This is a genomic window from Microbacterium sp. EB106-03-03-XG65 (assembly GCF_058791955.1).
The window spans coordinates 839,483-857,681 of record NZ_JBYTEB010000002.1 but is presented as its reverse complement, the minus strand read 5'-3'; the positions used below and the strand labels follow the sequence as shown (position 1 = coordinate 857,681).

Here is an 18,199-nt window from a genome sequence, read left to right as displayed (position 1 = left end):
CCCCTGAGGGGCGCCGCGCTGCACTGCGACGGACGCGCGAGGGCAGTACTTTTAAGGCATGGATGCCGAGATCTTCTACGTGCTCGTCGGTGCTGTCGTCGTGGCGGCGATCGCCCGCTGGCGCGGGTGGCCGGCACCGCTGCTCGTCACGGTGGTCGCGCTCGCGGCATCCTTCCTGCCCTTCGTGCCCGAGGTCGAGATCGATGGCCACCTGCTGCTGAACCTCGTGCTGCCGCCGCTGCTCTACTCGGCGGCGCTCGACGTCTCGTTCGTCGGATTCCGGCGCAGCCTTCCGCAGATCCGTCGTCTCGGGATCACCCTCGTGCTGCTCACCGCCGTGGCCGTCGGACTCGTGGCGTGGTGGATCCTGCCGTCGCTGACGCTGCCCGGCGCGCTGCTGCTCGGTGCCATCGTCGCCCCGCCCGACGCGGTCTCGGCGGCCGCGATCGGCCGCAAGCTCGGCCTGCCGCGGCGCATCATGACGGTGCTGTCGGGGGAGAGCCTGATCAACGACGCGACCTCGCTCACCCTCTACCGCGTGTTCGCGGCGATCATCGCCGGCGCGACGCTGACCGTCTGGGACGGCATCTGGCAGTTCCTTCTCGCGGTCGGCGTCGGCGTGGCGGTCGGACTCGTCTTCGGCATCGTGCTGCACCAGCTGCGCATGCGCATCAGCGACCCGGTCGTGATCGGCACCTTCGGTCTGCTCGCTCCGTTCGGCGCGTACGCGATCGCCGAGCACCTGCTCGGGTCGGGAGTGCTCGCGGTGGTCGCGATGGGGCTCTATGTCGGATACAACTCGCCGCGCACCGACTACACGACCCGTCAGCAGGAGGCGCCGCTGTGGCTGTCGGCCGACCTGCTGCTCGAGAGCTTCGTCTTCGCGTACATCGGACTGCAGTTCCCGCGGGTGCTCAGCGACCTCGGGGGCGAGGAGGTCGGTCGCATCCTGGTGCTGTCGGGTGCGGTGCTGCTGGTCGTGCTGATCGTGCGACCGCTCTACGTCTATCCGGCGAATCTCTGGGCGAACTTCCAAGACCGCAGGCGGCTCGAACGCTGGGACCGCTCGGTCGAATCCGGTGCCTTCGACGAGCGACGCCGCGACTCGAAGCGCTGGAAGCAGTACAGCGCCGAAGAACTGCGGTCCAAGATCGTGCGCGACCGCATGGCCGGGCTGCAGCTGACCTGGAAGGACAACGCCGTCATCTCGTGGGCGGGGATGCGCGGAGTCGTCACCCTGGCGACCGCGCTCGCCGCGGCCGACCTCGCCGCGCTCGACACCGAGCCCTCGCACGCGATCGTGGTCGTCGCCTTCGTCGTGACGGTGGGCACGCTGTTGCTGCAGGGGCTCACTCTGCCGGTGCTGATCAAGGGGCTCGGTATCGCGAGCGACGTCGACGATCACGAAGACGAGCAGGCGATCGCCGAGGTCAAGGCCAAGAGTCGCGAGGCGGGCAAGGCGTATCTGGCTGAGAAGCGCGTCGAGTGGGAGGCGAAGTACGGCACCGTCGACATCGGGGTGTTCGACGCGTTCACGAAGCGCATGACCCGGGTCGAGAGAGACACCGACGAGGCGCAGCAGGTCGAGGATGCCGTCGCCCGGCCCTCGTACGAAGACCTCGCGGCCCTCACTCGGGGATGGCTGCAGGTGCGCCGCGAGATCCTGCTCGCCGAGCGCGACGCCGGCAACCTCGACGAGGAGGTCATGCGCGAGCTCATGACCGCGATGGATGCCGAGGAGCTGGCCCTCGACACCCGCGCCGCCACGCGCCAGCCCGGGCGCGCGTAGCAGGAACGACAAGCGCCCCGCCCCGGAGACGGGACGAGGCGCTCGGTCGGCGAGAGAAACCGGTCAGCGAGTGCCGGCCGGCTCGCGCTCGGATGCGGCGGCATCCGTCTCGGGTGCGTCGTCGTCGGCGGAGTCGTCGGCGAACGGCAGTCCCTCACGGGGCGCGTTGTAGAGCTCCTCGTCGAGGATGCCCTCGCGCTTGGCGACGATGGTGGGCACGAGCGCCTGGCCCGCGACGTTGACCGCGGTGCGGCCCATGTCGAGGATCGGGTCGATCGCGAGCAGCAGGCCGACGCCCTCGAGCGGCAGGCCGAGGGTCGACAACGTCAGGGTGAGCATGACGGTCGCGCCGGTGGTGCCCGCGGTCGCGGCAGAGCCGACGACCGAGACGAGCACGATCAGCAGGTACTGCACGAGGGTGAGCTCGATGCCGAAGAACTGGGCGACGAAGATCGCGGCGATGGCCGGGTAGATCGCGGCGCAGCCGTCCATCTTGGTGGTCGCGCCGAACGGCACGGCGAACGAGGCGTACGAGCGGGGCACGCCGAGGTTGCGCTCGGTCACCCGCTCGGTGAGGGGCAGGGTGCCGATCGACGAGCGGCTGACGAACGCCAGCTGCACGGCGGGCCAGACGCCCGAGAAGTACTGCCGGATCGACAGTCCGTTCGTCTTCACGAGCACCGGGTAGACCACGAAGAGCACGAGAGCGAGGCCGATGTAGATCGCGATCGCGAACCACCCGAGGGAGGCGAGCTTCTCCCAGCCGTACTCGACGACCGCGGCGCCGATCAGGCCGAAGGTGCCGATCGGGGCGATGCGGATGATCCACCACAGCACGCGCTGGATGACCTTGAGCAGCGACTCGGTGAACGCCAGGAAGGGCTCTGCCTTCTTGCCGGCCTTGAGCGCCGCGATGCCGACGGCGACCGCGATCACGATGACCTGCAGGATGTTGAAGTTCACGCTCGACGAGAACGTGCCCTCTGCGGCGCCGGGGTTGGTGCTGACGCTGAGGCCGAGGAAGTTCTGCGGGATCAACCCGAGAAGGAAGTTCCACCAGGTGCCCACGGTGTAGGGGGCGCTCGGGTCGAGATCGTCGCCCGCTCGCGAGCCGGGCTGGATCACGAGTCCCAGCACGATGCCGATGGTCACGGCGATGAACGCGGTGATCGCGAACCACAGCAGGGTCTGTCCGGCCAGGCGGGCGGCGTTCTGCACACGACGCAGGTTCGAGATGCTCGCCACGATCGCGGTGAAGATCAGCGGCACGACGGCGGTGCGCAGCAGTGTGACGTACGAGCTGCCGATCGTGTCGAGGGTGGCCGAGAGGCCGTTCGGCTCGTCGCCGGTCGCACCCAGCTGACGGGCGATCAGGCCGGCGGCGATGCCGAGGACGAGGGCTGCGAGGATCTGGAAGCCGAACGACGTCAGCAGCTTCCGGACGGGACCGCGGGTGTCTGGCGCCTTGGCGGCGCGGACGGTGGTGCTCATTGGATTGGGGACTCCAGAATCGGTGCGCGCCGTGTGCGCGCAGGTCCCCACGCTAGAAGGGCGATGCGAGACGCGGGGCCGACATGACGAAGGATGACGGATGCCGCGGCATCCGGAACCCGGAGATCAGGCGAGCACGAGCAGGTCACCGACCTCGCAGCCCAGCGCATCGCAGATGGCCCGCAGCGTCGAGTATCGGATCGCCCGCGCGCGATCGTTCTTCAGCACCGACAGGTTGACGATGCTGACGCCGACGCGCGCGCTCAGCTCGGTGAGCGTCATCCCGCGTTCGGCGAGCAGCTCGTCGAGCCGGCAGTGGATACCGGTGAGCTCGTCGTCGCTCTCGGCCGGCGTCATACGAGGCCCCTCGTGTCGTTCTCGAGGGCGGCGTTCGTGCGCTGCAGGCGGATGCCCTGACGGAACGCGGCGGCGATCAGTCCCACCGCCACGCCGGTCGCGAAGAGCGGCACGATCGTCCAGAACGCGATCGGGTGTGCGGGATCGCCCGATTCTGCGCCGATAGCCACGAGCACCCCGTTGCGCCCCATGTGCTCGAGCAGCACGATGAGCACGGGGGCAAGGGTGAGTGTCCACCCGATCGCGTCGAACGCTCTGGCGTTCCCCGGCACGAAGAAGCGCCCGCGCAGGAAGTTCCATGCCACGAGCATGATCCCGGCGATCACGATGAGCGGAGCGAGCGTCCACAGCACGAGCGAGCCGATGATCGCCGCGGTCGAGACGGCATCCACTCCCGTGGCGAACACCATCGCCTGCTGCGCGATGCCCTCGATGCTGGTGGCTCCCGAGTCGACTGTCGCACTGATCGGCTGCTCGTCGATGGGGATCGACCACGCGATGCCCTGGTCGCGGAACGTGCCGAGCACACGCAGCACCGAGCTGATGGCGGTGACCACCACGGCGGCGGCGCCGAAGAGGATCACGGTGATCGCATCCGCGCTCTGCGACCGGGTCGTGGTGCGGCCTGACGACGTGCTCATCAGACGAGTCCCTTCGTGTCGTCCTCGAGGGTGGTCTTCTCGCGCTGCAGCCGGTCGCCGATCGAGAAGACCGTGGTGATGAGGGCGATCACGAAGGCGGCGAGGATGAAGGTGAACGGCTCGACGGTGATGACCGCATTGTCGAGCCCGTTGTCGGTGACGGCGGCCACTGTGGCGTTCGCGAGCATGTTCTCGAAGAGCCGCACCGCGGCGAAGCCCAGCAGTCCGGTCATTCCGGCGGTCGCGACCAGGGCGGTGCTGCGACGGCTGAACACGCGGCCGTCGAGCGTGCGACGGGCGAGCAGGATCAGGCATCCGATCACGACGACGATCGTGACGATCTGCAGCACCTGGCCGATGATCCCGGGCACTGTCGCGACCGCGGGCAGCTCCGCCGCCGTCAGTGTCGCGCTGTCGAGCTGGGCGGAGACGCTGGTGCCCGCGGTGAGCGGCACGTCGACGGAAGTGTGGGGCCCGGCGAATTCGACCCGCACCGGAACATCCACGCCACGTGCGAGCTCGATGATGCGCATGATCGAGAACACGGTGATGTAGGCGGCGATCAGGGCTCCCGAGACGCAGAAGCCGATCATCGCTCCGGTGTCTCCGCGAGACAGCGTGCGGTTCTTCGTCGAGGTCATGATGTGCTCCTTATCGATCTTCGATATTACCGATAGTCGTTAACATAACGAGAATCGATAAGGAGCGTCAAGACCCCCGTCGGGGGAACCGCAGATATCGCCGGATGTCGTGGCGCTATGCCGACGGCGAACACGGGCATACGTCATCCGCACGGTGGTTACTCTCGATGTACAGGCGCGGAGACCGTCGCAGGACTCAGCGCTTCGCCCAGTGCGAATAAGGAGTCACAGCATGTTCGAGAGATTCACGGACCGAGCCCGTCGAGTGGTCGTCCTCGCCCAAGAAGAGGCGAAGATGCTCAACCACAACTACATCGGCACCGAGCACATCCTGCTCGGCCTCATCCACGAGGGTGAGGGTGTCGCAGCCAAGGCGCTCGAAAGCCTCGGCATCTCCCTTGACGCCGTCCGCGAGCAGGTTCAGGACATCATCGGCCAGGGTCAGCAGCAGCCGACCGGCCACATCCCGTTCACGCCGCGCGCCAAGAAGGTGCTCGAGCTCAGCCTCCGCGAGGCGCTGCAGCTCGGCCACAACTACATCGGAACCGAGCACATCCTGCTCGGTCTCATCCGCGAGGGCGAGGGTGTCGCAGCCCAGGTCCTCGTCAAGCTCGGCGCCGACCTGAACAAGGTGCGCCAGCAGGTCATCCAGCTGCTCTCGGGTGCCCCCGGCCGTGAGCCGGCAGCCGTCGGCGCGCAGTCGAACGACACCCCGAGCGCCCAGGGCGGCTCGCAGGTGCTCGACCAGTTCGGTCGCAACCTGACGCAGGCCGCACGCGACAACAAGCTCGACCCGGTCATCGGGCGCGAGAAGGAGATCGAGCGGGTCATGCAGATCCTGTCGCGCCGCTCCAAGAACAACCCCGTGCTGATCGGTGAGCCCGGCGTCGGCAAGACCGCCGTCGTCGAGGGACTCGCCCAGGCGATCGTCAAGGGCGATGTGCCCGAGACGCTGAAGGACAAGCAGCTCTACTCGCTCGACCTCGGCTCTCTCATCGCCGGTTCCCGCTACCGCGGTGACTTCGAAGAGCGCCTGAAGAAGGTCACCAAGGAGATCCGCACGCGCGGCGACATCATCGTCTTCATCGACGAGATCCACACCCTGGTGGGTGCGGGTGCCGCCGAGGGCGCGATCGATGCGGCCAGCATCCTCAAGCCGCTCCTCGCTCGTGGCGAGCTGCAGACCATCGGAGCCACCACGCTCGACGAGTACCGCAAGCACTTCGAGAAGGATGCCGCTCTCGAGCGACGCTTCCAGTCGATCCAGGTGAACGAGCCGAGCCTCCCTCACACGATCAACATCCTCAAGGGCCTGCGCGACCGCTACGAGGCGCACCACAAGGTGCAGATCACCGACGGCGCGATCGTCGCGGCATCGAACCTCGCCGACCGCTACGTGTCGGACCGCTTCCTGCCCGACAAGGCGATCGACCTGATCGACGAGGCCGGCGCCCGCCTGCGCCTCAGCATCCTGTCTTCGCCGCCGGAGCTGCGCGAGTTCGACGAGAAGATCGCCAAGGTGCGCGAGCAGAAGGAGCTTGCCTCGGAAGAGCAGGACTTCGAGAAGGCCGCGTCGCTGCGCGACGAGGAGAAGAGCCTCCTCGCGGAGCGCCTGCGCCTCGAGAAGCAGTGGCGTTCGGGTGACGTCGCGACCCAGGCGGTCGTCGACGAGGGCCTGATCGCCGAGGTGCTCGCACAGGCCACCGGCATCCCGGTCTTCAAGCTGACGGAAGAGGAGTCCTCGCGACTCGTCTTCATGGAGAAGGCGCTGCACCAGCGCGTCATCGGTCAGGAAGAGGCCATCGCGGCTCTCTCCAAGACGATCCGTCGTCAGCGCGCCGGTCTCAAGGACCCGAAGCGTCCCTCGGGCTCGTTCATCTTCGCCGGCCCCACGGGTGTCGGAAAGACCGAGCTCGCCAAGGCGCTCGCCGAGTTCCTGTTCGACGACGAGGCTGCGCTGATCTCGCTCGACATGAGCGAGTTCGGTGAGAAGCACACGGTCTCGCGTCTGTTCGGTGCCCCTCCCGGATTCGTCGGATTCGAAGAGGGCGGCCAGCTCACCGAGAAGGTGCGCCGCAAGCCGTTCAGCGTGGTGCTGTTCGACGAGATCGAGAAGGCCCACCCCGACATCTTCAACTCGCTGCTGCAGATCCTCGAAGAGGGTCGACTGACCGATGGTCAGGGCCGCGTGATCGACTTCAAGAACACCGTCATCATCATGACCACCAACCTCGGTGCTCGTGACATCGCCGGTGGTCCGGTCGGATTCCAGATCGAGGGCGTCAACTCGACGAACTACGAGCGGATGAAGGGCAAGGTCAACGAAGAGCTCAAGCGCAACTTCAAGCCCGAGTTCCTCAACCGTGTCGACGACATCATCGTGTTCCCGCAGCTGTCGAAGGAAGAGCTCGTGCAGATCGTCGATCTGTTCACGAAGCGCCTCGGCGAGCGTCTGCTCGACCGCGACATGACGATCGAGCTCTCGCAGGCCGCCAAGGAGCGTCTCATCGAGATCGGGTTCGACCCGGCGCTCGGTGCTCGACCGCTGCGTCGCGCGATGCAGCACGAGGTCGAGGACCGTCTGTCCGAGAAGATCCTGCACGGCGAGCTGAACCCCGGCGACCACGTGAAGGTCGACGCGAAAGACGGCGAGTTCCTCTTCGAGCACGGTCCCCGTGGCGAGAAGGTCGCAGTCGGCGTCAACACCGGCGGCGGCGCGATCTCGGGCACTCCCGACCTGGCGGTCGCCAGCGGGGAGTAGTCCTCACGACAGAAGGGGCGGATGCTGCGGCATCCGCCCCTTCTGTCGTGTCCGGTGGGGGCCGTTCCTCCCGTTCGAATCGCGCACTATGCAGTTTTCGGCCCCGACTTTCTGCAAAGCAGGCGATTCGAACGGCCGGGGGGTGTTTCGAACGGCCGGGGGTGGTTTCGAACGGCCGGGGGCGGGGGGCGAACGGCCGGGGGGTGGGCAACGGCCGGGGGTGGTTCAGGTTCCCGGGAGGTCTCGGGTTCTAGGCTTGAGGGTGTGAGCGACTACATCGTCCGTGCGGCGCGCAGCGCCGACGTCATCGGCATCCGGGCCCTTCTGCAGCCGATGGTCGAGCAGCGCATCCTTCTCGGCAAGGATCTGGCGGTGCTCTACGGCGCCGTGCAGGAGTTCGTCGTCGCCGAGGCCGACGGAGAGCTCATCGGATGCGGCGCGCTGCACGTCTTCTGGGAGGACCTGGGCGAGGTGCGCACGCTCATGGTGCGCGACGACTGGCTGCACCACGGCGTCGGCGGTGCGATCGTCGGGCATCTCGAGCAGAACGCCCGCGTGCTCGGACTGAGTCGGCTCTTCTGCCTGACCTTCGAGGTCGATTTCTTCGGTCGCCGCGGCTACACGCCTATCGGCGAACAGGTCGTCGACCCCGACGTGTACTCGCAGCTGCTGCGCAGCGGTGACGCCGGTGTCGAGGAGTTCCTCGACCTCGCGCACGTCAAGCCGAACACCCTGGGGAACACCAGGATGATCAAGAGCCTCAACTAACCTGGACTCATGCCTCGTCAGTCTGCCGCCGTCTATCGTCGTCGGCGCCTGGTGACCCTGATCGCGTTGATCGTGGTGCTCGCCGTCGTCGGCGTCTCGGTGTGGTTGCTGGTCGCGCGGCCCTGGGCTGCGGCGTCCGAGGCGTCACCGGTTCCGACCTCGTCGTCGACGCCGTCGACGGCCCCGACCACGGGTGCGGAAGCGAGCGAATCGCCCTCTCCCTCACCGTCGCAGACGCAGGAGGGCGAGACGCCGACCGACGGTCCCAGCGTCGAAGAGACGCCCGGACTCGTCGCGTGCCAGGCCGGCGACATCGATGTGACCGCGGTCACGGATGCTGAGTCCTACCCCGCGGGGGCACTGCCGAACCTCTCGATCTCCCTCACGAACCGCGGATCGGCCGATTGCACGATCGATGTCGGATCGACGACGCAGCGGTTCACCGTCTCGAGCGGTGACGATGTGTGGTGGCGATCCACCGACTGCCAGGAGAATCCGAGCAGCATGATCGCGACCCTCGCGGCGGGGGCCACCGTCACGAGCAAGGAGCCGGTGGTGTGGGATCGCACGCGGTCGAGCGTCGACACCTGCGCGCAGGAGAACCGCCCACGTGCTCCCGGCGGAGGCTCGTCGTATCACGTGTCGGTCGAGATCGGCGGGTTCCCCGCGGCGACCACCGCGCAGATCCTGCTCTACTGATCGGTCGGGCTCTCGCCCGTGCTGACACTGCCGGTTCTTTGGGATACCATAGAGGTGGCTCTCTAGATCTTGCGGCGCCATGCCATCCCCAGTGGCGTCGAACCATAGCGTCCCCAGCGCTTCGACACTGCCGCCCGAGAGCCCCGGGCCCTTTCGACTGCATCCATCCCCAATGGTCATTCGAGAGGGCCCAATTTCGTACCCCGCATCGTCGTCGCTCTTCGCGCCGGGGGATGCTCGGTCCGGGAATAGGCTGGAGCCATGGCATCGAAGAAGGCGAAGTCCGGTAAGAACAAGCCCGCGCCCGAGGACTTCCGGTCGGATGCTCTCGCGCAGGCGCTCGAGAAGCAGGACATCGCCGCCGTCGCCCTCGCGCTGCGCCACGGCACGACCGTGGTGCCGCTGATCAAGCCCGGTGCGCGCGACAACCCGCTCGACAGCGGCGAGGTGTGGACGTATCGCGACCCGAACACCGGCGACCTCGCGCTGCTGCTGTTCAGCGACGCGAAGAACAAGCCCGCGAACCTGCCTCCCGGCGTCGGGATCTACAGCGCGGACTGGCTGCGGGCTTTCCTCGCCACGCATCCGATCACGACGGTCTTCTTGGACATCGCCGGCCCGCATCCGATGCAGGCGTCTCCCGAGGAGATCCTCAAGGCTCTCGACGCCTGACGCGGGCGGTGTCGTCGGGGCGTTTCGTCTCGGTGCTTCGCTCCTCGCTCAACGACCGGGGTGGGGTGACGCACGTCGTTCGTTGAGCGAGGACGGCGGAGCCGACCGAGACGAAACGTCGCTCACCGACCGGGGTCGGGTGACGCTCAACGACCGGGGTGGGGTGACGCACGTCGTTCGTTGAGCGAGGACGGCGGAGCCGCCCGAGACGAAACGTCGCTCACCGACCGAGGGAAGCGGATCAGAAGGGCGGAATGTCGCGCTCGGGGCGGCGTGAGGTGTTGCGGGCGCGGACGTCGTTCAGCGCGGCGCGCAGGGTCTTGGACCGATCGTCGACCACCTGCTCGTAACCCAGGCGCGAGGCCTCGGATCGCCGCTGCGCCGACTGCGTGACGGGGCGGATCTCGCCGGCGAGGCTCAACTCGCCCACGGCAGCGACCGTGCGCGGCACCCTGATCTGCTGGATGGAACCGGCGACGGCGACGGCGATGGCGAGATCGGCCGCGGGCTCGGTGAAGCGCACACCGCCGACGGTCGACACGTAGACGTCGAGGTTGCTCGTCCTGATGCCCGCGCGTCTCTCGAGGATCGCCAGCACCATCGCCACGCGCGAGGCATCGAGACCGTGCACCACACGTCGCGGGTTCGGGGCCGAGGTGTCGATCGTGAGCGCCTGCACCTCGACCGGCAGAGCACGGCGGCCCTCAAGTGAGATCGCGACGCAGGTGCCGGGCTCGGTCTCGCCCTGCGAGAGGAACAGCCCTGAGGGATCGGGCACTTCGGCGATGCCGTCGCCGGTCATCTCGAAGCATCCGACCTCGTCGGTGGGGCCGAACCTGTTCTTCAGCGCGCGGATGAAGCGCAGCGATGTCTGCCGGTCGCCCTCGAAGTGGCAGACCACGTCGACCAGATGCTCGAGCACACGCGGGCCCGCGACCTGGCCGTCTTTCGTGACATGCCCGACGATGATGACGGGCAGCCCGCGGTCTTTGGCCACGCGGATCAGCGTCGCCGCCACCTCGCGCACCTGACTCGGCTGACCGGCCGCGCCGTCGATCAGCGACGACGACACCGTCTGCACCGAGTCGACGATCACGAGCTGCGGCTGCACCGCGTCGATGTGACCCAGGATCGTCGCGAGGTCGGTCTCGCTCGCGAGGTAGAGCTCGTCGTGCAGGGCTCCGGTGCGTTCGGCGCGCAGACGCACCTGGCCCGGGGACTCCTCGGCACTCGCATAGAGCACGCGGCGGCCGCCTCGCGCGGCCTGCGCCGCCACCTCGAGCAGCAGCGTCGACTTTCCGACTCCCGGCTCACCGCTCAGCAGGATCGCGGCCCCCGGCACGATGCCGCCGCCGAGCACCCGGTCGAATTCGCCGACGCCGCTCGAGCGTCGAGGCGCGTCGGCGGTCGTGATCTGCGTGATCGGGCGGGCGGCGCGGTCGGCTGTCGGTGCGAGCGGCGCGACCCGGCTCAGGATGCCGGTCTGTGCCCCCTGCTCCTGCACGGTTCCCCACTGCTGGCACTCGGCACAGCGGCCCACCCACTTGGCGGTCGTCCACCCGCATTCCGTGCAGACATAGGCGGGGGGAGCGGGTTTGCGGGTGGCCATGCAGCCAGGCTATCGCCGGTATCCGACATCCCTATTGCAGCGGGCATTATTCACGGCCGAATCGCTTCCGGCCCTTGTCGCACAACGGGATACTGGGTTCATGGCCACCCCCGGGCCCGTCTACGGGCCGATCTCGAGCTTCTCGCGAGTGCGGATACTGCACGCGCTGTTCGATGACGGTTCGGCGGCCGGGAGCGGCATCCGCCCCGTCGACGGCAGCGCAGCGCAGATGCGCGCGCAGCGCACGATCGGCGAACTGTGCGAGGCCACGGGGCTGCACCCCAACACCGTGCGCGAGCACCTGCAGCGGCTCATCGAGGGCGGCTACGTCTTGCAGACCACCGAGCACCGCACCACCCGCGGGCGCCCGCGCACCCTCTACAGCGCCGCAACCGGCACGAGCGACGCCTCGAGCCCCATCGCCCGCGACAAGGCGAAGGCTGCCGCCGCGCGCGGCGACCTGCTGCGTCGGGTCCTTCCTGCCTCGGCATCCGCTCTCGGTCGTGACGCGACCTACCAGCTGGATGCCCTCATCGAACACCTGGAGGAGAGCGGCTTCGAGCCCGTCGTCGACGACGAGCAGCTCACCGTCGATCTCAGCCCGTGCCCGCACGCCGCGGGGCGCGTCGAAGACCGTCCGATGCTGTGCTCCGTGCACCTCGGCCTCATGCAGGGGGTGCTCACCGAAGCCGGTGGGCCGCTCGCCGCCGAGGCCGTGCGCACCTCCGCCCTCCCGGCGGATTGCACCGTGCAGCTGCGTCTGTCGGAGATGACCGCCGCCTAGGCGAGCATCTGTCTTATTCACGGTCGGCGGCCCATCGGAGGCGGCGGGCCCGTCGTTAGCGTGTCACCCGGCGCTGGATCACCAGAGCACGGAAGAAGGAGTGGCTCATGGAATGGCTTGACCCGCTGGTCCTGTCTCGATGGCAGTTCGGTCTGACGACCGTCTACCACTACCTGTTCGTGCCCCTGACGATCGGCATGGCGCTGGTCGCCGCGATCTTCCAGACCGCGTGGGTGCGCACCGGCAAGGTGCAGTACCTGCATCTGACGCGCTTCTTCGGCAAGATCTTCCTCATCAACTTCGCCATGGGCGTCGTGACGGGCATCGTGCAGGAGTTCCAGTTCGGCATGAACTGGTCGGACTACTCCCGCTTCGTCGGCGACGTCTTCGGCGCCCCGCTGGCCTTCGAGGGTCTGCTCGCGTTCTTCTTCGAGGCCACCTTCATCGGCCTCTGGATCTTCGGCTGGGACAAGCTCCCGCAGAAGCTGCACCTCGCCACGATCTGGTGCGTCTCGATCGGCAGCATCCTGTCGGCGTACTTCATCATCGCCGCCAATGCCTTCATGCAGAACCCGGTCGGCTACGTCTTCAACCCCGAGACCAACCGCGCCGAGCTCACCGACTTCTGGGCGCTGCTGACCAACCCCGTCGCGCTCGCCGCCTTCCCGCACACGATCTTCGGTGCGCTGATGTTCGCCGCCGGTGTCGTCATCTCGGTGTCGGCCTGGCACCTGGCACGCGGCCAGCACTTCGACACCATGCGCATCTCCCTCAAGTTCGGCCTGTGGGCGATGATCGTCTCGACCGCCGGCGTCGTGCTCACGGGCGATCAGCTGGGGCTCGCGATGTACGCCGCACAGCCGATGAAGATGGCCGCCGCCGAGGCGACCTTCAACACGGTGTGCGGGCCGGATGCCTCGTTCAGCCTCTTCACCCTCGGCACCCCCGACGGCAGCTCCGAGCTGTTCAGCATCCGCGTGCCCTACCTGCTGTCGCTGCTGTCGACGCACACGTTCGACGCGTGCGTGCACGGCATCAACGACCTCAACGCCGAGTACGCGACGACCTTCGCCGACACCGGCCTCACCGAGTTCGCCCCGATCCTCTGGGTCACCTACTGGGCGTTCCGCTGGATGATCGGCCTCGGCATGGCCGCCGCTCTCGTCGCCGTGGTCGGCCTCTGGGTCACCCGCAAGGGCGCCAAGAAGCCGCCGGCGCCGTGGATGTGGAAGCTCGCGATCTGGTCGTTCCCGCTCGCGCTCGTCGCCAACATCATGGGGTGGGTCTTCACCGAGATGGGCAGGCAGCCCTGGATCGTCTTCGGCCTGATGACCACGCAGGACGGCGTCTCGCCGGGCGTCAGCGGCGTCGAGGTGCTGATCTCGCTGATCGCCTTCACCGCGATCTATGCCGCGCTCGCCGTGGTCGAGATCCGCCTCATCATCCGCGCGGCCCAGAAGGGCCCGGACACCGAAGAGCAGCCCCACGAGGAGACGGCCCAGCTGCCGTCGGTCGTGTACTGAGAAAGGGAACAGTCATGGAATACATGTGGTTCTGGATCGTCGCCTTCCTCTTCGTCGGCTACTTCGTGCTCGACGGATTCGACTTCGGTGTGGGCATGTCGCTGCCGTTCCTCGGCAGGAACGACGTCTCGCGTCGCCAGGTCATCAACACGATCGGCCCCATCTGGGATCTCAACGAGACCTGGGTCATCGTCGCGGGCGCCTGCCTGTTCGCGTCGTTCCCCGAGTGGTACGCGACGCTGTTCAGCGGGTTCTACCTGCCGCTGCTGCTCATTCTGCTGGCGCTCATCCTGCGCGGGGTGTCGTTCGAGTACCGCCACCAGCGCGAGGGCAAGCAATGGAAGGCCGGCTTCGACCGGATGATCGTGATCGGCTCGGCCGTGCCCGCGCTGCTCTGGGGCGTCGCCTTCGGGAACATCGTGCAGGGCGTGGCGATCAACGAGAACCACATCTACGTGGGCGGGTTCTTCGCGCTGCTCAACCCGTACTCGCTGCTCGTCGGCGTCACGACCCTGCTGCTGTTCTTCCTGCACGGCGTGCTGTTCGTCTCGCTCAAGACCGACGGGCAGGTGCACGCGGATGCTCGTCGCCTGGTCAAGCTCGCCGCCGGGCCGACCATCCTCGCGGCGGCCGGCACCGTGCTCTGGACGATCGGCATCGCCTGGGGTCGCGAGTCTCCGCTGATGCTCATGGTCGTCGGATGCGGGCTCGTCGCCGCCCTCGCCCTGATCGCCTCGGTGCTGTTCTCGATGCGCGGACGTGACGGTCGGGCCTTCACCGCGGGCGCCGTGACCGTGGCATCCGCTGTCGTGATGCTGTTCGCGGCGCTGTTCCCCTATGTGATGCCCTCGACCATCGACCCGGCGTTCAGCCTCACGATCGAGAACGCCTCGAGCACGCCGTATACGCTGACGATCATGAGCTGGACCGCCTTGATCGCCCTGCCGCTGGTGCTCGCGTACCAGACCTGGACGTATTGGATCTTCCGCAAGCGCGTCACCCGCAGCTCGATCGAGGGGGCCCCGGCGCACGCGTGAGACTTGTCATCGTGGGCTGCGTTTCGTCTCGCTTCGCTCGCTCAACGACCGGGGGCTGGTCGTTGAGCGAGGCCGCGCGGAGCGTGCCCGAGACGAAACGAGGTGACGCATGAAGCCGGTCGACATCCGCCTCCTGCGGTATGCGAGCGCCGCCCGCGGATTCCTGCTGCTGTCGGGCCTGATCGGCGTCGTGCAGACGGCGGTCACGATCGCCTTCGCCTGGATGCTGACGGATGCCGTCACCGGCGCCCTCGCGGGGCGGGATGTCACGACCACACTGCTCTGGTTGCTCGGGCTCGCCGCGCTGCGGGGCGTGCTGATCGCCGCGTCCGATGCCGCCGGGACCCGCGCCGCGGCGAAGACCGGGATGCAGCTGCGCGCTGCGCTGATCGCCGCCGTCGGCCGCCTCGGACCCGGGTGGCTCGCGCAGCGCAATCAGGCGGAGCTCGCCGTCACCGCCGGTCACGGCCTCGAGGCGCTCGACGCGTACTTCGCGCGATACATCCCCCAGCTCGTGCTGACGGTCGTCGCGACGCCGGTGATCGTCGCCGTCATGTGGTGGCAGGACTGGCCGAGCGGCCTGACGGCCCTCATCACGCTGCCGCTCATCCCGCTCTTCCTGATCCTGATCGGCATCGCCACCCGCACGGTGCAGCGGACGCAGTGGCAGACGTTGCAGCGGCTCGCCGCGCGATTCGCCGACACCGTGCAGGGACTCTCGACGCTGCGACTGTTCGGCCGCGAACGCCGGGCCGCCGCGCAGATCGAGCACACCGCCGACGAGTACCGTCGCGAGACCATGAAGGTGCTGCGCTTCTCGTTCCTGTCGGGGTTCTCGATGGAGCTGCTCGCGTCGATCGCCGTCGCGCTGATCGCCGTCGCCGTGGGATTCCGGCTGCTGTCGGGCGATCTGTCGCTCGAGGTCGGCCTGTTCGTGCTGCTGCTCGCGCCCGAGGCCTTCCTGCCGATCCGCCAGGTCGGGGTGCAGTTCCACGCCGCATCCGAGGGCGTCGCGGCGACGGAGGACGTGTTCGAGGTTCTCGACGCGGCCGAGGCCCGGGACGACAGTGTGCAGCATGCAGCGGGCGGTTCTTCTGCGAGTGTGCGCAGTGCGAGCGCGCGGGACCTCGTGGTGACCGAGCTGCGCGTGCGCGACCTGCCGCCCGTCTCGTTCACCGCGCTGCCCGGCGCCATCACCCTGATCGAGGGGCCGAGCGGTGCGGGCAAGTCCAGCCTGCTCGCCGCCCTGCGGGGCGGGGCCGAGTTCGAGGGCGCGGCCACGCTCGGTGGCGTCGACGTGCGCGACCTCGCCCCATCGGCCTGGCTGGCCTGGGCGGGGCAGCGGCCGCAGCTCAGCCGGGGCACGGTCGCGGCGAACGTCGCCCTCGGCGACGACGAGCCGGATGCGGACGGCATCCGCCGTGCGCTCGACGACGCGTGCGCGAACGACATCGACTCCGCACTCGAGCTCGGTGTGCAGGGGAGTGGGCTCTCGGGCGGCCAGGCGCAGCGCGTCGCGGTCGCACGGGCGCTGTATCGGCACGCTGCTCAGACGGATGCCGTGCTGGCCCTCGACGAGCCGTCGAGCGCTCTCGACGCCGACACCGAAGCACGGCTCTGGGCCTCGCTGCGGGAACGGGCGGATGCCGGGGCGACGATCCTTCTGGTCTCGCATCGCCGATCGGCACGGACCATCGCCGATGCGGTCGTCGAGCTGGGGGTGCACGTATGAGCACGATGAACACCTCCGCGCGCGTCCGCGGCATCCTGCGGTTGGCGCAGCCGCCCCTCCGCCGCTTCCTCCCCGGCCTGATCTGGGGGTTCCTGTCGGCGGGCGCCGCGGTGAGCCTGTTGGCGGTGAGTGGCTGGCTGATCGTCAGCGCGTCGATCGTCGACTCTCTCGTGCCGCTGTCGATCGCGGTGGTCGGCGTGCGGTTCTTCGCGGTGACTCGAGCGGTGACCCGGTATCTGGAGCGGCTGAGCGGACACGATGCCGCGCTGCGTCAGCTCGCCTCGACCCGTGCCGATATGGTGCGGCGCCTCACTCCGCTGTCGCCGGCTGGCCTCGGTCGCACGGACCACGGGCGGGTGCTCTCCGCCCTCGTCGATGACGTCGAGAACCTGCAGAATCTGCCGCTGCGGGTCGTGCAGCCGCTCGCGGTGTCGGGACTCGTCGCGCTGGGGTCGGTCGGGTTCCTCGCGTTCGTGTCAGTGCCGGCCGCGCTCACTCTTGCCGCCTGCCTCGTGATCGCTGCCGCTGCGGCGATCGGACTGGGCTGGGTCTTCGGCTCCCGCGCCGAGGCCGCCGTGTCGCGCCGACGCGGCGACCTGTCGGCCGCACTGACCGACTACTTCGGCACCCTCGACGTACTGCTCGCGTACGGAGCCGAACCGCAGGCGCGCGAGCGGGTGCGGCACGCGGATGCCGAGTTGCGCCGCGCCGTGAGCACGGCATCCCTGGCCCAGGCGATCGCTGCGGGCGTCGTCTCGGCCGTGGCGGGGGCGGCGTCGGTCTGGGCGCTGGCCGTCGCGGCTCCGGGCCTCGGTACCGGCGCGATCGACGGTCCGTGGCTCGCTGTCGCCGTGCTCGTGCCGATGGTCGTGTTCGAGGTGTTCGGCGCGGTGCCGATCGCCGCGGCATCCTGGCGCAGCGTGCTGTCGAGCGCCGAGCGCATCGTCGACGTGCTGCCTGATGACGTGCCGGTCGAGCTGCGGTCGGATGACGGCGAGGATGCCGAGATCGTCGGTGTTCCCGCGCTGCGGCTGCGAGACGTGCGAGCGTGGTGGCCGGGTGGAACGCCTGCACTTCGGGGAGTCGATCTCGACCTGAGCCCGGGGGAGCGCGTGCTGGTCGCGGGTCCGAGTGGCGCGGGGAAGAGCTCACTGGCCGCGGCGCTCGTGGGATTCCTGCGGGTCGAGGGCGAGTACTCCGTCGGAGGCGTGGATGCTGCGGCGCTCTCAGGCCCCGCACTGCGTCGCACGATCGGGCTGTGCGAGCAGAGCCCGCAGCTGTTCGACGAGGACATCCGCCAGAACCTGCTGTTCGCTCGGGAGTCGGCGACCGACGACGACCTGCTCGCGGTGCTCGAACGGGTCGGCCTCGGGCCGTGGGTGCGCGAGCGCGGGGGACTCGATGCGCGCGTCGGCGATCGCGGCGGGCTCGTGTCGGGAGGTCAGGCGCAGCGCATCTCCCTCGCGAGGGCACTGCTGCGAGGCTTCCCGGTGCTGGTGCTCGACGAGCCGACGGCGGGCGTCGATCCGGATGCCTCGGATGCGCTGCTGCGCGACCTGCTCGCCGCGACGGGGGAGCAGTCGGTGCTGTTGATCTCGCACGTCGCCCCGCCCGCGGGGACGGTCGATCGGGTCGTCAGGCTCGAAGACGGGCGCACGGTCCTGGTGCGTTGAGGGCGTTTCGTCTCGGTCGGCT

At 68.5% G+C, this 18,199-nt stretch carries 15 protein-coding genes; 10 read left to right on the top strand and 5 right to left on the bottom strand.

From position 1 onward, the window contains the following. Window positions 1-58: 58 nt before the first annotated feature. The gene (locus AC3WS6_RS17500; protein WP_492502284.1) at window positions 59-1,789 is read left to right on the top strand and encodes a cation:proton antiporter; all 1,731 of its coding nucleotides are present in this window, start codon (window positions 59-61) and stop codon (window positions 1,787-1,789) included. A gap of 63 nt (window positions 1,790-1,852) precedes the next feature. On the opposite strand, the gene AC3WS6_RS17495 is transcribed toward AC3WS6_RS17500, so the two are convergent. The 4 genes from AC3WS6_RS17495 to AC3WS6_RS17480 form a co-directional block, all read right to left on the bottom strand. Then, a complete protein-coding gene (locus tag AC3WS6_RS17495) occupies window positions 1,853-3,280 on the bottom strand; it encodes a dicarboxylate/amino acid:cation symporter (RefSeq protein WP_492502283.1) in 1,428 nt (475 codons plus the stop codon). A 126-nt stretch (window positions 3,281-3,406) separates the two neighbouring features. Beyond that, on the bottom strand, window positions 3,407-3,637 hold the full coding sequence (locus AC3WS6_RS17490; RefSeq protein ID WP_167948538.1) for a helix-turn-helix domain-containing protein: 231 nt from the start codon (window positions 3,635-3,637) through the stop codon (window positions 3,407-3,409). Beyond that, on the bottom strand, window positions 3,634-4,278 hold the full coding sequence (locus AC3WS6_RS17485; RefSeq protein ID WP_492502282.1) for a DUF2975 domain-containing protein: 645 nt from the start codon (window positions 4,276-4,278) through the stop codon (window positions 3,634-3,636). The genes AC3WS6_RS17490 and AC3WS6_RS17485 overlap by 4 nt, the downstream gene beginning before the upstream one ends. Further along, complete coding sequence (locus AC3WS6_RS17480; protein ID WP_492502281.1) at window positions 4,278-4,919, bottom strand: hypothetical protein; 642 nt, start codon at window positions 4,917-4,919, stop codon at window positions 4,278-4,280. The genes AC3WS6_RS17485 and AC3WS6_RS17480 overlap by 1 nt, the downstream gene beginning before the upstream one ends. 232 nt (window positions 4,920-5,151) lie before the next feature. Between AC3WS6_RS17480 and AC3WS6_RS17475 the strand changes: the two genes are divergently transcribed. From AC3WS6_RS17475 to AC3WS6_RS17460, 4 genes are all read left to right on the top strand, one after another. After that, entirely contained in the window at window positions 5,152-7,680 is a 2,529-nt protein-coding gene (locus AC3WS6_RS17475) for an ATP-dependent Clp protease ATP-binding subunit (RefSeq protein ID WP_492502280.1), read from the top strand. A 264-nt stretch (window positions 7,681-7,944) separates the two neighbouring features. After that, complete coding sequence (locus AC3WS6_RS17470) at window positions 7,945-8,448, top strand: amino-acid N-acetyltransferase (RefSeq protein ID WP_492502279.1); 504 nt, start codon at window positions 7,945-7,947, stop codon at window positions 8,446-8,448. Window positions 8,449-8,457: 9 nt separating this feature from the next. Continuing rightward, complete coding sequence (locus tag AC3WS6_RS17465) at window positions 8,458-9,147, top strand: hypothetical protein (protein ID WP_492502278.1); 690 nt, start codon at window positions 8,458-8,460, stop codon at window positions 9,145-9,147. A 261-nt stretch (window positions 9,148-9,408) separates the two neighbouring features. Continuing rightward, on the top strand, window positions 9,409-9,819 hold the full coding sequence (locus AC3WS6_RS17460; RefSeq protein WP_492502277.1) for a dehydrogenase: 411 nt from the start codon (window positions 9,409-9,411) through the stop codon (window positions 9,817-9,819). 241 nt (window positions 9,820-10,060) lie between these two features. On the opposite strand, the gene radA is transcribed toward AC3WS6_RS17460, so the two are convergent. Next, entirely contained in the window at window positions 10,061-11,428 is a 1,368-nt protein-coding gene (radA, locus tag AC3WS6_RS17455; RefSeq protein WP_492502276.1) for a DNA repair protein RadA, read from the bottom strand. A gap of 100 nt (window positions 11,429-11,528) precedes the next feature. Between radA and AC3WS6_RS17450 the strand changes: the two genes are divergently transcribed. The 5 genes from AC3WS6_RS17450 (at window position 11,529) to cydC (ending at window position 18,177) form a co-directional block, all read left to right on the top strand. Then, the gene (locus tag AC3WS6_RS17450; RefSeq protein ID WP_492502275.1) at window positions 11,529-12,212 is read left to right on the top strand and encodes an ArsR family transcriptional regulator; all 684 of its coding nucleotides are present in this window, start codon (window positions 11,529-11,531) and stop codon (window positions 12,210-12,212) included. 107 nt (window positions 12,213-12,319) lie between these two features. After that, the gene (locus AC3WS6_RS17445) at window positions 12,320-13,735 is read left to right on the top strand and encodes a cytochrome ubiquinol oxidase subunit I (protein WP_492502274.1); all 1,416 of its coding nucleotides are present in this window, start codon (window positions 12,320-12,322) and stop codon (window positions 13,733-13,735) included. Window positions 13,736-13,749: 14 nt separating this feature from the next. Beyond that, on the top strand, window positions 13,750-14,772 hold the full coding sequence (cydB, locus tag AC3WS6_RS17440) for a cytochrome d ubiquinol oxidase subunit II (RefSeq protein WP_492502273.1): 1,023 nt from the start codon (window positions 13,750-13,752) through the stop codon (window positions 14,770-14,772). A gap of 109 nt (window positions 14,773-14,881) precedes the next feature. Continuing rightward, the gene (gene cydD, locus AC3WS6_RS17435; protein WP_492502272.1) at window positions 14,882-16,504 is read left to right on the top strand and encodes a thiol reductant ABC exporter subunit CydD; all 1,623 of its coding nucleotides are present in this window, start codon (window positions 14,882-14,884) and stop codon (window positions 16,502-16,504) included. A gap of 5 nt (window positions 16,505-16,509) precedes the next feature. Next, on the top strand, window positions 16,510-18,177 hold the full coding sequence (gene cydC, locus AC3WS6_RS17430; RefSeq protein WP_492502271.1) for a thiol reductant ABC exporter subunit CydC: 1,668 nt from the start codon (window positions 16,510-16,512) through the stop codon (window positions 18,175-18,177). The last annotated feature ends 22 nt before the right edge of the window (window positions 18,178-18,199 follow it).